The following is a 15,011-nucleotide window of genomic DNA, read 5'->3' on the forward strand; positions in this document are numbered from 1 at the left end:
CTAGATTCTAAAAAGTAAGCATAGCGCAGAAACCCTATTTATATTGTGCTTTTTATTCTTGTGCAAACAAGTAGAATGTATCAATAATGTTAAGTCTTAAAAAGTACGGTGAGAAGACAATGGAAACTATCGATAAAATTAAACAGCAGCTCGAAGAGAATTCGATTCTACTTTATATGAAAGGTTCACCTAAACTACCTAGTTGTGGTTTTTCATCTCAAGCCTCACAGGCGCTAATGGCGTGTGGTGAGCAGTTTGCTTATGTAGATATACTACAAAACCCAGATATCCGCGCAGAGTTACCTGTTTATGCGCAATGGCCTACTTTCCCACAACTGTGGATTGGCGGTGAACTTATCGGTGGTTGCGATATTATCCTAGAGATGTTCCAAAAAGGAGAGCTTCAACCTCTTATCAAAGAAGCGGTTGAAAAAGCGGAATAAGCTTTCTCTTTTTACTGTGAAATTAGCGTCAATGTAAAAAAACCAGTCATTTCACAATGGCTGGTTTTTTTTGATGTTATTTTCGTATTGAAATTTGAAAGGTCGGCTAAAGTACCATCGCTGCAACCCAACCAAATATAATCAATGGAATATTATAGTGAACAAAGGTTGGTACAACGGTTTCCCATACGTGTTCATGTTGTCCGTCGGCATTCAGACCTGATGTTGGCCCAAGCGTTGAGTCAGAAGCCGGTGAACCCGCGTCACCTAATGCTGCGGCTGTACCCACAAGAGCAATTGTCGCCATAGGGGAAAAACCAAATGCAATCGCAAGTGGTACATAAATGGTGGCAATGATCGGGATAGTAGAAAAAGAAGACCCGATACCCATTGTAACCAATAGGCCAACAATAAGCATAAGCAGTGCAGCTAACGCTTTATTGTCACCAATACTTGTTGAAAGAGACTCAACTAATGTTTCGACGCCTCCACTCTGTTTCATCACCGCGGCGAAACCCGCAGCAGCAATCATAATAAAACCAATCATCGCCATCATATGGACGCCACGTGTAAATACATCATGCGTCTCTTTCCAAGCAATAACTCCACCGAAAGTGAATACCATGAAGCCCGCTAAACCACCAATAATCATTGAACCAGTTGAGAGTTGTGCACCAAGTGCTGCGATAATAGCTAAAGCCGCGATAGCGATATTCTTTTTATTTATCTGAACATCAGTATGAACCGTGGTGAGTTCGGTTTCGTTGTATTCACGAGGTTTGCGGTATGTAACAAAGATAGCGACAAGCAGACCAAAAATCATACCTAAACCAGGTAGCATCATTGCCGTCGGTACTTGGCTCGCGATAACGTCGGGTAACCCGTTGTCACGTAAACTCTTAAGGAGAATATTGTTTAAGAAAATGCCACCAAACCCGATTGGCAACACCATATATGGGGTTACAAGGCCAAAAGTGAGCACACAGGCAATGAGGCGGCGATCAAGCTTAAATTTTGCAAATACGCCCAAAAGAGGTGGAATCAAAATTGGAATAAAGGCGATATGAACAGGGATAACGTTTTGTGAAGACATCGTCACAAGAATTAACGCACAGATAACGGCGTATTTAAGCCCAGTAGTTGCGGCCCCATTTTCTTTGCCGTGAATTCGTTTAATCACGCTTTGTGCTAGTAAGTCGGTTAAGCCAGATTTCGAGATAGCAACCGCGAAGGTTCCTAACATGGCATAGCTCAAGGCAATGGTTGCACCGCCACCAAGACCACTTTCAAAGGCGGCGACAGCATCGTTCAAGCTCATGCCGGAAACAAGGCCTCCAACGATAGCACTAAAAGTAAGAGCAACGACGACGTTAACTCTCATCAGTGCTAGCAACAGCATGATACATACTGAAATAACTACAGGATTCATATTATTCTCGTTTGAGTTGTGTTTGTATTATTGTTGTTCAGTCTCGTCGAGGGTAAGGGGCCAGCCTCCTAAGGCTTTCCACTTATTGACGATTCTGCAAAATAACTCAGCCGTTCGTTCTGTGTCGTATAGGGCTGAGTGGGCTTCTTTACTATCAAATTCCATCCCTGCGGTTTTGCAGGCTTTGGCCAAAACGGTTTGGCCATAAGCTAATCCACTTAATGCTGCCGTGTCAAAAGTAGCAAAGGGGTGAAATGGGACTCTTTTTAACTTACCGCGTTCGCTAGCTTGCATGACAAAACTATGATCAAACGTTGCATTGTGAGCAACCATGATTGCACGACTGCAATCGGCTTGTTTCTGTTCTTTTCTGATTAACTTGTATATCTCTTTCAATGCTTCAGATTCAGGTACCGCGCCGCGCAGTGGGCTAAATGGGTCGCGAATGCCGTTAAAATCTAACGCTTCTTTCTCAATGTTCGCTCCTTCAAAAGGTTCGATATGAAAGTGAATCGTTGAAGCAGGATGAAGGTCTCCATTTTCGTCCATTCTTAACGTTATTGCGCATATCTCCAGAAGTGCATCGGTTCTTGCATTAAAACCAGCAGTCTCTACATCAATAACGACTGGAAAATAGCCGCGAAAGCGTTTTTTAAGGGTTAACTCTTCGTTTTCTACAGTCATGAGTACTTTTTATATTGATAAACAGATAAGTGCGATAGGGAAAGCATTATTACAGATTCTAAGCGTAAGCAAAATGGCTAAAATCAATTCTCTTTCTATAACTTGGCTAAGTTTTTGCAATAGAGATTACAATATAGAGGAAGTTAGCAAATAAATGGACTGGTTTTCTTAGTAAAACGGCAGCAACTTGCCGTTTCTGAATAAAGAGTTTTAATGGTTATGAAAAAACGGATTGCGTTATGTGCCTTTGTTACATCTGCTCTGATATCTCCAATTTCAGAGGCAACGGCTGTCCGCTATGCGGCATCGCCAGAGCAATCAAAATGGGAAATGGTGGCGAATAGTCCTTTGGAGTGTCGTCTGGTACACCCCATCCCTCATTATGGTCAGGCGGAATTCTCGTCTCGTGCCAGTAAAAAAATCAACCTCGACTTTGAACTAAAAATGCGTCGTCCAATGGGAGAAACTCGCAGTGTCAGTTTAGTCTCATTGCCTCCTGCCTGGCGACCAGGTGAGAGTGCCGATAGAATGAATACCATGAAATTCTTCAAACAATTTGATGGCTATGTGGGTGGACAAGCCGCGTGGGGAATACTATCGGAGTTAGAAAAAGGCCGATATCCCACTTTTAGTTATGCGGATTGGCTGAGTCGAAACCAAAGAGTTGAGGTTTCGCTATCTGCCGTTACTTTTCGACAAAAATATGACGCGTTTACTTTTTGTTTGAGTCAGTTATTGCCGTACAGTTTTGAAGATATTTCGTTTACCATTTTACATTACGATAGAAACAGCGATCAATTGAATAAGGCGTCTCAAAAACGGCTATTTCAGATAGCAGAATACGTCAGATACAATCAAGATATAGACCTTGTTTTGGTCTCCGCTTATACCGATTCTAGTGGTGAAAAAGATGTAAACCAATCACTCTCTGAAAGACGAGCGGTGGTGCTTAAAGACTATTTTAAATCGATAGGGATGAAGGATAAACGGATTCAGATTCAAGGTTATGGCGAACGTAGGCCAATTGCAGATAATGCGTCGCCAATAGGAAAAGATAAGAACAGACGAGTCGTTATATCTCTGGGTAGAAGTCAGGTTTAGTGATTTGAAAGCAATAAAAAGGCAGCCTTTAGGCTGCCTTTTTATTCTGTGCAGTCATTATAAAATAACGGTTTTATTACCATAAACAAAAACATGGTCGTTAACGACTTTTGTTAACGCTTTGCTTAACACACTTTTTTCAACGTCTCGTCCAGCTTGTGCCATATCATTAGCACTAAAATTATGGTCGACGGGTATAACATCTTGTTTGATGATAGGACCTTCATCCAGGTCATTGGTGACAAAGTGCGCGGTCGCACCAATGATTTTCACACCACGATCATAGGCTTGTTGATAAGGCTTTGCACCAATAAATGCAGGTAGGAAGCTATGATGAATATTAATGATTTTGTGGTGATAGTTTTCGACAAAACTTGGTGTAAGTACACGCATGTATTTGGCTAGGACTAAATAGTCAGCTTCATAGCTATCGATAACGTTAAGCATTTTCGCTTCATGTTCTTCACGGGTTAAGTCCACATGTGAAACATGATGATAAGGAATATCGAACTTTTCAGTTAAACCTTGCAGTGAATCATAATTACCGACAACCGCAGCAATATCGACACCTAAGCTTCCATCATATGATTTCATAAGAATATCACCCAAACAGTGGGATTCTTTTGTGACCAGAATAACAACTTTCTTTCGCAAAGAGCTCATTAGCTTGCGTTTTGTGCCTTCAGGAAGGGCTTGATCAAGATCCGCAAGGAAAGTCACATCGTTAAAATGGCCTTCAAGTTCGGTACGCATAAAAAAATGACCACTTGCATTATCGACATATTCATTATTATGGATAATGTTCAACTGGTGCTTGTAACAGATGTTGGTGATTTTTGCTATCAAACCCGGTGCGTCGCTGCAATGGGTGAGTAAGGTCTTCTTTTCCATTCTTTTTTACTTCCGAAAGTACAATTTATGTAAAATATAAAAATAGTTTTAAAAGCTCATGACTTTTATAAATAGTGACTGGTGCCACAATAATAACTCTATAGTTAATCTATTCTTGTTATTGTTTCAACAAAATAAAAATAGTATTTAACGCAGTATGCATCTTATTGGTTAGTTTTTTAAGCGTTGTTTGACTCAATTTATCATGAGGTACTATGTAATGGATAAAGAACTACTTGCTCGTAAACTCTATGGAAAAAGAATCAATAGCATGGTTGGCTCTCAAGAAATTGATGATGAAACCATGTCAGAACTTTGGGAAAGCAGAACAACACCTGCTGACGCTGCGAGAAGCATCATGTCTGAACATGATGAGTTTGAAGGCCCAGCTTGGTTGTCCAGATTTCTACATCGTAAATAATTTCCCTTTTTACTCAATTCAGTTTCTTGGTGTGGATAGATTCTCTATTCGCACCAACTCTTCAAACCTGACATAATCTTGTTATAGTTTCTCTTCCTTTGTAATGACATGATACGCAAAACGTTTTCCGCTGATGGCGCGCTTGGCAAAGCTATACCTGGTTTTTCTGCACGGAAAGCCCAGTTAGATATGGCTGAGGCCGTTGATAAAGCAATAAAAGACAAGTCTCAACTTGTGGTTGAAGCTGGTACTGGAACAGGTAAAACATTTGCTTATTTAGTGCCAGCACTGCTCAGTGGTAAAAAAGTTGTCATCAGTACTGGGTCCAAAAACCTTCAAGAGCAACTATTTCATCGTGATTTGCCATTGATGGTCGATGCACTTGGTTATTATGGCCAAGTGGCATTGCTGAAAGGGCGCTCTAATTATCTGTGTTTAGATCGACTTAGCCGCCAAGTGCTCGAGAGCCATACTAACGAAGCTGACCCCACCCTGTTAACGCAGCTTGTAAAAGTACGCAGTTGGTCTTCTGCGACTAAAAGTGGAGATCTAGGTGAATGTGAGGAGATAGCAGAGGATAGCCCTGTAATACCAACCATTACATCGAGCAATGACAATTGTTTAGGTAAGGAATGCCCTAGTTTTCAAGATTGCTTTGTTCTAAAAGCGAGAAAACGAGCAATGGATTCTGATGTAATCGTTGTCAATCATCATCTTTTTTTGGCCGATCTCGCTATCAAGGAGACCGGTTTTGGTGAGTTAATCCCAGATGCCGATGTTTTCATATTTGATGAAGCCCACCAGTTACCAGATATCGCCAGCCAGTACTTCGGACAATCAATATCAAGCAGACAAATACAAGAGCTTTCTAAAGATATTGAAATTGGTTATCGAACCGAAGCGCGTGACATGAGGCAGTTACAAAAAGTGTCGGTAAGGTTGAGTCAATCAGCCATGGAGATGCGCATTGCTTTGGGTGATACAGGATTCAGAGGTAACTGGCGAGAAGCATTGAAATCGGAGCCCATTGCGAGAGAACTCAATAGACTTATAGATGGGTTAGATCTGGCGATAGACGTGTTGAAATTGGCGCTTGGTCGCAGTCAATTATTAGATATTGCATTTGAACGAGCGAATGCAATAAAGGCAAGATTAAACAGAGTATGCGATGTGTCCATTACTGGATACTCCTATTGGTATGACATGTCACCGCGTCATTTTACTCTGCATATAACCCCACTTTCCGTTGCTGAGAAATTCAGAGAGCAGGTAGAGTTGAAAGAGGGGAGTTGGATCTTTACTTCTGCCACGTTAGCGGTATCGGATGACTTTAGTCACTTTACCCATCGCCTAGGGTTACAGCCGACGGAGCAGTTTTCTCTACCTAGCCCTTTTGATTATCAAACTCAGGCTAAGCTCTGTGTGCCAAGGTATCTTCCAGAACCAAACAGCCCAGGTCTATCTCATAAGTTGGTTGAGATGTTAGCGCCAGTCATAGAGAAAAATAACGGTCGTTGTTTCTTTCTGTGTACGTCGCATAGCATGATGAAAGAACTCACCGAAGGGTTTAGAACACAGTTAAATATTCCTGTATTGATGCAGGGCGAAACTAGCAAGCAGAAGCTTCTCGCCGAATTTATGCAGTTGGGTAATGCATTGTTGGTTGCCACTGGCGCATTTTGGGAAGGGATAGATGTTAGAGGCGATACGTTAAGCTGTGTTATTATCGACAAATTACCATTTACTGCCCCGGATGATCCGCTGTTAAAAGCACGTATTGAAGACTGTAAACTAAGCGGAGGAGAGCCTTTTTCGCAAGTTCAGCTACCAGATGCGGTGATCACGTTAAAGCAAGGGGTCGGACGATTAATCCGAGATAGAAAAGATAAAGGTGTTTTGATTATTTGTGATAATCGCTTAGTCACTCGAGATTACGGTGGCGTCTTTTTACAAAGTCTACCGCCGTTTCCTAGAACAAGAGATTTAAAACAGGTGACCACTTTTCTTGAACAACTATCTCAATCAGACAATTAAAAACTTGAGGCGTAAATGAGCGCAAAAATTCTTGCCCTAGATACATCCACCGAAAACTGTTCAGTAGCATTGGTTGTGGATGGGCAAACTTATTTCCGTAGTGAAGTGTCCCCGCGAGGGCACACGACTAAAATATTACCTATGATTGATGAGGTACTTAACGAAGCAGGTATCCGTTTGCACGATGTTGATGCGTTAGCTTATGGACGAGGTCCTGGTAGCTTTACGGGTGTCAGAATAGGTATTGGTATTGCACAAGGGCTCGCGTTTGGCGCTAATTTGCCAATGATTGGTGTGTCTACCCTAGCGGCAATGGCACAGGCAATATATAGGGTAAACGGAACGGAATACGCAGCCTGCGCAATAGATGCGCGCATGAGTGAAGTCTATTGGGGACGTTTCTGCCGCCAAGAAAATGGCGAATGGTTAAACGTTGATCAAGAGTGTGTAATATCACCAGAAAACCTAATTAAAGATGTGAAAGCTGATGATTTGGTTTGGTCATTGGCCGGAACGGGATGGACGGCGTATCAACAAGAGCTTATTGCGCTAGAATTAATTGGGGAGCAAAGTGATGTTCTCTATCCCGAAGCAGTAGATATTGCATTTTTGGCCCAATTTGAGCTCGAAAAGGGCAATACTACAAACGCCGAGGAAGCGAGTCCAGTTTACCTTCGTGATAAAGTTGCGTGGAAAAAGCTCCCAGGTAGAGAGTAACGGTAGAATGTATAAAGGTCTTTAGATGGTGACAATTAATGGCTTAACACCAACGGTAATTCATAGAAATCAAAAAGCGGCCAAGAAAGGCGCTTTGAAGAAAGAGCAAGCGAGTGACGGTGTTGTGCAAACGACCAAGGTTGCTGCTGCTGTATCCCAGTCCATAAGACAGTTAAGTGAATCTGAGCTTGAAAGAGTTCAGGTTCAGTATGACCTTCCTGAAGGGCAATCCCGTAAAGCGATGGAAGAGTATATGGATATTTTGAATCGCTCTAAGAAAGAGGAACTTGCTAGATTAATCGGAGTCGATATCTATATTTAGCACTGTTCCTTTTTGTCTATAAAGGAGTTAGAGATGATGTTTAGAACGATAAGCATACTCATCTGTTCGGCTTTAATATCAGCTTGCTCATCGCTGCCTGATTCGTTATCAACGACAAACGAGAATGTATTAACCGATTATCAACAGTGGGTAGATGCCCCAGTAGACCAAGAAAATGAAGTCCGGCTTGGTGGTATTATTGCGAATGTGACTAACCTAGAAAACCAGACCCGAATTGAGGTTGTCAACATGCCAATTAACAGCGTTGGCAAACCCAGCTTACACTCTGAACCAACAGGTCGTTATGTTGGTTACTACAATGGCTATTTAGAATCCATGTCGTTTGCAAAAGGTCGTCTTGTCACGTTATTAGGTGTGAGCGACGGAGAGGAACAAGGCAAAGTAGATGATTTCGATATGACATTTAAAGTGATGAATATAAAAGGCTTTCACCTATGGCGTATAGAAGAAACGGTTATTGTAAATGACATAGAAAGTCATTTTTCACCTTGTTATGGGCTCTATTGCCGTGGATCTAGAGGTCTACCTAGTAAGGGAAAGGTCATACAGGAAGTAAAATAAATGTTTACCGAAAATAAATTCAAACTAGTACACAATGAACTTGCGACAATGGAATTCGGTGATCCTGAAACGGCCGAACTGACGATCGTTTTTATCCATGGTTGGCTTGATAACTCAGGAAGCTTTATCAAGCTAATGAAAGAATGCCACCAATTGATGCCTGACGCACACCTTGTTGCCGTTGATCTCCCAGGACATGGGTTGTCTACCCACCGCAGCGATGATAATTATTATCTTTTTCACGACTATATAGATGATATTCACCAATTTGTGACCGCATTATCGCCGAAAAAACTGTTGTTGGTGGGACATTCACTTGGTGCATTCCTAGCAACTTGTTATAGTGCCGCGTTTTCTGAAAATGTGGCAGGGTTGGTTCAAATTGAAGGCTTTGGTCCCTTGGCTGAATCACCCAATAATACCGTGAAAAGATTACGCGAAGGGGTACTGAGCCGACAACAGATAAGAGAAAAGCGAGAGCGGTATTTTTTTAGTATTGATGAGATGGTTGATATTCGTGCCAAAGTAAATCATCTAAGAAGGCTTGAAGTGATGCCTATCGTCAAGCGAGGGTCTGTTTTTGATGGTGAAGTATGGAAATGGCGACATGACGCAAAACTAAACGCTGATTCTCTTGCTCGTATGTCACGTAAAAATGCAGAAGCCATAATGAAAGAAGTCCGGTGTCCACATTTAGTGATACTTGGGCAGTCTGGATTTGATTATCTATTATCACAAGCGAAGTTAGAGTTTGAACATCCATTGGCCGCACAAAATGAGCAGTTTAGTGTCGAATATATTCCCGGTGGTCACCACTGCCATATTCAACAGACTCAGTTAACATCAGAATTAATTTTTGGTTTAGTTAACAAAATTTAAACAAGTGTTTGATAGTTTTGTGTCCATGCATGCAAAGCTGTGTTGTAATGGAAATGTTAATAGAATGAATAAAGAGTGCACTAATACTAATCGTAATATTTATCGCAGCAGTGATTAAGTATTCTTAAAGTTGCCATTTGCCGGATGAAAATTTGCCAATAACGAGGAGTGTAATCGTGGAGAAACCTTGGCTTTCACATTACCCAATTGACGTACCTAAAGAGATAAATCCAGACGAATATCCGTCATTGATCGAGATGTTCGAAAATGCGGTACGTAATTACGCCGATCAACCAGCTTTCGAAAACATGGGGTCGATCATGACCTATCGTAAGCTAGAAGAGCGAAGTCGCGCTTTTGCTGCTTATCTACAAAATGACCTTAAGTTAAGTAAAGGTGAACGTGTAGCGATAATGATGCCCAATTTATTACAATACCCAGTTGCTCTGTTTGGTATTCTAAGAGCGGGGCTAATTGCCGTTAACGTTAACCCGCTATATACACCGCGTGAGCTTGAGCATCAGTTGAATGATTCAGGGGCAACAACGATTGTTATTGTCTCAAATTTTGCCAACACGCTTGAACAAATAGTTGACAATACGCAGATTAAAAATGTGGTACTTACTAGCCTTGGTCAAATGTTACCAAGAGCAAAAGGAACCATCGTTGATTTTGTGGTGAAGTATGTGAAAGGCATGGTGCCTAAATACCATCTTCCAGGTGCAATTTCATTTAGAAAAGCGTTGTATAAAGGGCGCCGCTTACAATACGTTAAGCCGTTTATGTCAGGTGAAGATATTGCATTCTTGCAGTATACCGGAGGTACAACGGGCGTCGCTAAAGGGGCAATCCTAACACACCGTAATATGGTCGCGAATGTTATGCAATCAAAGGGTGTGTACGGTGCTGTCCTTAAAGATGGTAGAGAGACCGTGGTGACTGCTCTGCCTCTATATCATGTCTTTGCATTAACCGTGAACTGCTTGTTATTTATTGAGTTCGGTGGAAAAAACCTACTGATTACAAACCCAAGAGATATACCGGGTTTTATTAAAGAACTGCAAAACACCAAATTTACCACCTTAACGGGTGTGAACACCCTGTTTAATGCGCTTGTTAATAACGAAGATTTCCACGAGCTCAATTTTAGTAACCTAAAATTGACCATTGGTGGTGGTATGGCGGTGCAAAGAGCGGTAGCAGATAAATGGCAAAAGGTTACCGGGGTCGCTCTTGCGGAAGGTTATGGATTGACGGAATGCTCTCCGTTGGTTTCTGTAAACCCATATAATATCTCTGAGTATAATGGGTCAATAGGGATGCCAGTATGTTCAACAGACGTTCGAATCGTTGATGATGAGAGTAAACCACTACCGATGGATCAAATTGGTGAGTTGCAGGTTAAAGGCCCGCAAGTCATGCAAGGGTATTGGCAAAGAGCGGAAGCCACACGTAGCACTATTGATGAAGATGGATGGTTGTCTACTGGTGATATAGTGAAAATTGATGAAAGAGGCTACATCACGATTGTCGATCGTAAGAAAGATATGATTTTGGTCTCCGGTTTTAACGTTTATCCAAATGAAATTGAAGACGTGGTGGCATTGCACGGTAAAGTCTTGGAGGTTGCTGCAATTGGTGAACCCCATGATGTCACTGGTGAGATTGTTAAGATATTTGTCGTGAAACGTGATCCTAGTGTCACGGTGCCCGAAATCATTGAACACTGCCGTAAATACCTAACGGGTTACAAAGTACCGAAAATCATTGAATTTAGAGATGAGTTACCAAAAACCGCAGTAGGTAAGATATTACGCCGTGAATTACGTGACGCTGATATAGCAAAACGTAAAGCAGCAGAAGCGCTTAATACCGATGATGCAGCTGCGTAGCGTGTTGAATACCTAACGGAAAAAGTATCCTCATAGGCATCACCTTATTTTGAGGTTACTTGGGTACCATCCAATGTTACTATGCCGACTATAACAGTCGGCATTTTTAATAGAGACTTTTTTGTGAATTACAAAATAATTGATACTACTCCAGCGCTTGAAGAGGTGTGTACTATAGCCAGTCAAGTGGATTGCGTTATGTTGGATACTGAGTTTGTACGTACTAGAACTTATTTCCCACAGCTTGGTCTTATTCAGCTTTATGATGGTGAAAACCTTTCACTTATTGATCCTTCCTGCATTGACGATATGTCTTCATTTGAAAAGCTTTTAAAGGACGGTTCGGTCCTAAAAGTGCTTCATGCATGTGGTGAAGATCTCGAGGTATTTAAACAGAGTTTTGGCTGTACACCATTTCCCATGTTAGATACTCAGATAATGGCGGCGTTTTTAGGCCATGGTCTATCCACCGGGTTCGCGACATTGGTGAATGAATATCTAGAGGTTGAACTGGATAAAAGTGAATCTCGAACCGATTGGCTTGCTCGCCCATTGAGTCTAAGACAATTAGAGTATGCTGCTGCAGATGTCTATTATTTAATGCCGTTATTTGAATTACTGTATCAAAAAGTGGATCAAGCGGGTTGGCGAGAAGCAGCACTTCAAGAATCCGAACTTCTTATTGAAAAAAGGAGTAGTGAGTCAGACCCAGAGCAAGTGTTTAAAGACATTAAAGGCTCATGGCAATTGACCCCTAAACAGTTGGCTGTTCTTAAGCCTCTAGCAACTTGGCGATTAAAAGAAGCAATAACAAGAGATATTGCCCTTAACTTTGTATTTAAAGAGCAAGATCTTTGGGCTGTCGCTCGATTTGGAATCACGTCCTTCAAGAGGATGGACGAAGAAGGGTTTGATCAGAGAGAGATTCGTCGTCATGGTGAAAAAGTGATAACGATTGTAAAACAGGCTGAGATGATAAACGAAGATGAATGGCCAGCAAAAATTGAGCGCCTAATGGACAAGCCCGGTTACAAACAGATCTTTAAAACGATTAAAGATGAGGTTAAACAGGTTTCTCTTTCCTCTGGTTTAGCCAGCGAATTTCTTGCTTCAAAAAAACAGCTTAATCAACTTATTAGTTGGTCTTGGAATGCTCAACAAGACCCAGAATATCTACCCGATTTAATGACGGGATGGAGAAAGGCACTTTTAGGTGAAAAGTTGTATAGTTTATTAAAGGGTTAATGATAGTTATGTTGTGTTCAATATACAAAAGTAAGAAGAAAGAGGGTGCCTATCTATACATTGCGAAGAAGGATGATTTCTCGCAAGTACCAAAAGAGTTGATGGAAATGTTTGGTGTGCCACACTTTGTGATGGTAATTAAATTAGAGCGGCGTAAATTGGCTCAAGTAGATGTCAATAAAGTGGTGAAATCAATACAAGAAGATGGTTTCTTTCTTCAACTTCCGCCACCACAAGTAAATTTGTTGGAGCAATATAAAGAGCAAAAATTAAAACAAAAATAAGCTCTATTATGCAAAAAGTCAGCTTGCTATAGGAGATGGTTAGATTTGAAAAAATTCGTCACGTTAGTGTTAGGCGCAGGCCTAACATTCGGCGTATTTGCTGAAGATAAAATCGAGTTCAGTGAGTACGTTAAGGAACTAAAACAGGAAGCCCGAGAGCTGGGTATATCAGAACAAACACTGGAAAACGCATTTGCCAATGTTAACTATAAACCTCGAGCGATAAAGGCAGATAAAAACCAACCAGAGAAAAAACTCACCTTAGATGAATATATCCCAAGAGCTGTGCCTGAATGGAAAATCAAACAGGCCAAGTCTTTGTATAAAAAACACTATGCGGATCTATCTCGAATTGGCAAAGAATATGGTGTGCAACCACGCTTTATCGTGGCGCTTTGGGGGGTAGAGAGCAACTTTGGCAAATTAACAGGTGGATATAACGTAATCGATGCTCTTGCGACATTAGCCTACGATGGTCGACGTGAAGCCTTTTTCAAGAAGGAGATGATGGCAGCGCTAACTATTCTAGAAGAAAAGCACATTTCTATTGATAAGATGAAAGGTTCTTGGGCTGGAGCAATGGGACAAAGTCAGTTTATGCCGAGTTCTTTTGTTCATTATGCTGTTGATGGTAATGGTGATGGAAAAATAGATATTTGGAATACTAAGGCGGATGTTTTTGCATCGGCTGCAAATTATCTGAAAAGTCACGGATGGAATGATACATATACTTGGGGGCGACAGGTTATCGTACCTAAAGGTTTGTCTTCTGAATTAGAAGGCCGCCAAAAAGAGAAAGCTAAAACGTTACAGAATTGGAATGATCTTGGTGTTCGAAAACGCAATGGTTTGACGTTACCAAAAACCAGCGAAGATATTGATGCATGGTTGATTATGCCAGATGATGAAGGTGGTCGGGCGTATCTGATATACGAGAATTACCAAGTATTGATGAAATGGAATCGATCTTATTACTTTGGTTTGGCTGTTAGTCACTTAGCAGACCAGATTAGGTAAATCAGTCATCGTGTAATCCCCACACAAGTGGGAATTACACGATGACGGTTTCTGTCTCGATTAGTAGGTCCTCAAATCAGAAATTTGTAAGCTTAGCTCTTTTTATATTGCTCACAGGCTATCATCGTATTTTCAATTAGACTTGCGACGGTCATTGGCCCTACCCCACCTGGTACGGGAGTAATGAAGCTAGCACGCTTCTTAGCCGCATCATATTCTACATCGCCAGCTAACTTACCATTCGCTAATCGATTGATACCTACATCAACAACGATTGAACCTTCTTTTATCCAATCACCTGGAATAAAACTGGGCTTACCTACTGCGACAACAATAATATCGGCTTGGCGCACATAGGATTCTAAGTCCTTAGTAAATCGATGGCAGGTGGTCGTTGTGCATCCTGCGAGTAACAGTTCTAAAGTCATAGGACGACCAACAATATTAGAAGCCCCAACAACCACAGCGTGCTTACCGCGTAATTCGATATTGTAGCGTTCCAAAAGAGTAATGATACCTTTTGGTGTACAAGAACGAAGCTTAGGGATGCGCTGTGCTAACCGGCCCACGTTATACGGATGGAATCCATCCACATCTTTTTCAGGAAGAATTTGTTCAAGAATTTTCGTCGTATCGATACCTGCAGGAAGAGGTAATTGGACTAGTATTCCATCTATTTCATCATCGTTATTGAGTTGCTCGATTAGATCTAACAACTCTTGCTCTTTTGCTGTGGCCGGTAAGTCGAACGACTTAGAGACAAAACCAACCTCATCACAAGCCCTACGCTTACTTCCAACGTAAATTTGAGAAGCAGGGTCTTCACCGACTAAAACTACGGCTAAACCTGGTGCGCGTAATCCCGCTTCCATACGAGCTTTAACACGAGCCGCAACTTCTGAGCGAACGGTTTGAGAAATTAACCTTCCATCGATATTTTGAGCAGTCATGAGATCCCTTGATCCAATTAATAATAGAGCGTGAGCATTGTCGCAAAATTTTCAGTCGAGGTCTATTGCGCAAACGTTTGCCTTGTTTTTATTTACGTGTTCTGACTTTTTTTTGCTCAC

At 41.5% G+C, this 15,011-nt stretch carries 16 protein-coding genes; 12 read left to right on the plus strand and 4 right to left on the minus strand.

Features of this window, described 5'->3' with window-relative positions; all coding sequences use genetic code 11:
• Positions 1 to 119 precede the first annotated feature (119 nt).
• Complete coding sequence (grxD, locus tag L3V77_RS04335) at positions 120 to 443, plus strand: Grx4 family monothiol glutaredoxin (RefSeq protein WP_195702580.1); 324 nt, start codon at positions 120 to 122, stop codon at positions 441 to 443.
• Between the two features lie 106 nt (positions 444 to 549).
• Here grxD and L3V77_RS04340 read toward each other — a convergent pair whose 3' ends face one another.
• A complete protein-coding gene (locus L3V77_RS04340; RefSeq protein ID WP_275135888.1) occupies positions 550 to 1,872 on the minus strand; it encodes a Na+/H+ antiporter family protein in 1,323 nt (440 codons plus the stop codon).
• A 27-nt stretch (positions 1,873 to 1,899) separates the two neighbouring features.
• Positions 1,900 to 2,556, minus strand: a complete 657-nt coding sequence (rnt, locus tag L3V77_RS04345; RefSeq protein WP_275135889.1) for a ribonuclease T — start codon at positions 2,554 to 2,556, stop codon at positions 1,900 to 1,902.
• Between the two features lie 219 nt (positions 2,557 to 2,775).
• Between rnt and L3V77_RS04350 the strand changes: the two genes are divergently transcribed.
• Complete coding sequence (locus L3V77_RS04350) at positions 2,776 to 3,657, plus strand: OmpA family protein (RefSeq protein WP_275136690.1); 882 nt, start codon at positions 2,776 to 2,778, stop codon at positions 3,655 to 3,657.
• Between the two features lie 57 nt (positions 3,658 to 3,714).
• Here the strand turns inward: L3V77_RS04350 and purU are convergent, their stop codons facing one another.
• The gene (gene purU / locus L3V77_RS04355; protein ID WP_275135890.1) at positions 3,715 to 4,548 is read right to left on the minus strand and encodes a formyltetrahydrofolate deformylase; all 834 of its coding nucleotides are present in this window, start codon (positions 4,546 to 4,548) and stop codon (positions 3,715 to 3,717) included.
• 220 nt (positions 4,549 to 4,768) lie between these two features.
• Here purU and L3V77_RS04360 point away from each other — a divergent pair, with 220 nt between their 5' ends.
• The 10 genes from L3V77_RS04360 to L3V77_RS04405 all read left to right on the plus strand — a co-directional run bounded on the left by L3V77_RS04360 (position 4,769) and on the right by L3V77_RS04405 (position 13,941).
• Positions 4,769 to 4,969: a hypothetical protein gene (locus tag L3V77_RS04360; protein ID WP_275135891.1), complete on the plus strand. Its 201-nt coding sequence runs from the start codon at positions 4,769 to 4,771 to the stop codon at positions 4,967 to 4,969.
• 108 nt (positions 4,970 to 5,077) lie between these two features.
• Positions 5,078 to 7,003 (plus strand): ATP-dependent DNA helicase, encoded by a 1,926-nt coding sequence (locus tag L3V77_RS04365; protein WP_275135892.1) that lies wholly within the window; start codon positions 5,078 to 5,080, stop codon positions 7,001 to 7,003.
• A 15-nt stretch (positions 7,004 to 7,018) separates the two neighbouring features.
• Positions 7,019 to 7,720, plus strand: a complete 702-nt coding sequence (gene tsaB, locus L3V77_RS04370; RefSeq protein WP_275135893.1) for a tRNA (adenosine(37)-N6)-threonylcarbamoyltransferase complex dimerization subunit type 1 TsaB — start codon at positions 7,019 to 7,021, stop codon at positions 7,718 to 7,720.
• A 25-nt stretch (positions 7,721 to 7,745) separates the two neighbouring features.
• Positions 7,746 to 8,042 carry a chromosome partitioning protein ParA gene (locus tag L3V77_RS04375; protein WP_275135894.1) on the plus strand — a complete coding sequence of 99 codons (297 nt, stop codon included), beginning with the start codon at positions 7,746 to 7,748 and terminating at the stop codon, positions 8,040 to 8,042.
• A gap of 33 nt (positions 8,043 to 8,075) precedes the next feature.
• Entirely contained in the window at positions 8,076 to 8,624 is a 549-nt protein-coding gene (locus L3V77_RS04380) for a Slp family lipoprotein (protein ID WP_195702589.1), read from the plus strand.
• Positions 8,625 to 9,503 (plus strand): alpha/beta hydrolase, encoded by an 879-nt coding sequence (locus L3V77_RS04385; protein ID WP_275135895.1) that lies wholly within the window; start codon positions 8,625 to 8,627, stop codon positions 9,501 to 9,503.
• A 176-nt stretch (positions 9,504 to 9,679) separates the two neighbouring features.
• Positions 9,680 to 11,395 (plus strand): long-chain-fatty-acid--CoA ligase FadD, encoded by a 1,716-nt coding sequence (gene fadD, locus L3V77_RS04390; RefSeq protein WP_275135896.1) that lies wholly within the window; start codon positions 9,680 to 9,682, stop codon positions 11,393 to 11,395.
• A 123-nt stretch (positions 11,396 to 11,518) separates the two neighbouring features.
• The gene (gene rnd, locus L3V77_RS04395; RefSeq protein WP_275135897.1) at positions 11,519 to 12,640 is read left to right on the plus strand and encodes a ribonuclease D; all 1,122 of its coding nucleotides are present in this window, start codon (positions 11,519 to 11,521) and stop codon (positions 12,638 to 12,640) included.
• 8 nt (positions 12,641 to 12,648) lie between these two features.
• Complete coding sequence (locus L3V77_RS04400; RefSeq protein ID WP_275135898.1) at positions 12,649 to 12,924, plus strand: YcgL domain-containing protein; 276 nt, start codon at positions 12,649 to 12,651, stop codon at positions 12,922 to 12,924.
• A 45-nt stretch (positions 12,925 to 12,969) separates the two neighbouring features.
• On the plus strand, positions 12,970 to 13,941 hold the full coding sequence (locus L3V77_RS04405) for a lytic murein transglycosylase (RefSeq protein WP_275135899.1): 972 nt from the start codon (positions 12,970 to 12,972) through the stop codon (positions 13,939 to 13,941).
• Between the two features lie 92 nt (positions 13,942 to 14,033).
• On the opposite strand, the gene folD is transcribed toward L3V77_RS04405, so the two are convergent.
• A complete protein-coding gene (gene folD / locus L3V77_RS04410; protein WP_275135900.1) occupies positions 14,034 to 14,891 on the minus strand; it encodes a bifunctional methylenetetrahydrofolate dehydrogenase/methenyltetrahydrofolate cyclohydrolase FolD in 858 nt (285 codons plus the stop codon).
• Positions 14,892 to 15,011: the final 120 nt, after the last annotated feature.

Source organism: Vibrio sp. DW001, assembly GCF_029016285.1.
Lineage (GTDB): Bacteria > Pseudomonadota > Gammaproteobacteria > Enterobacterales > Vibrionaceae > Vibrio.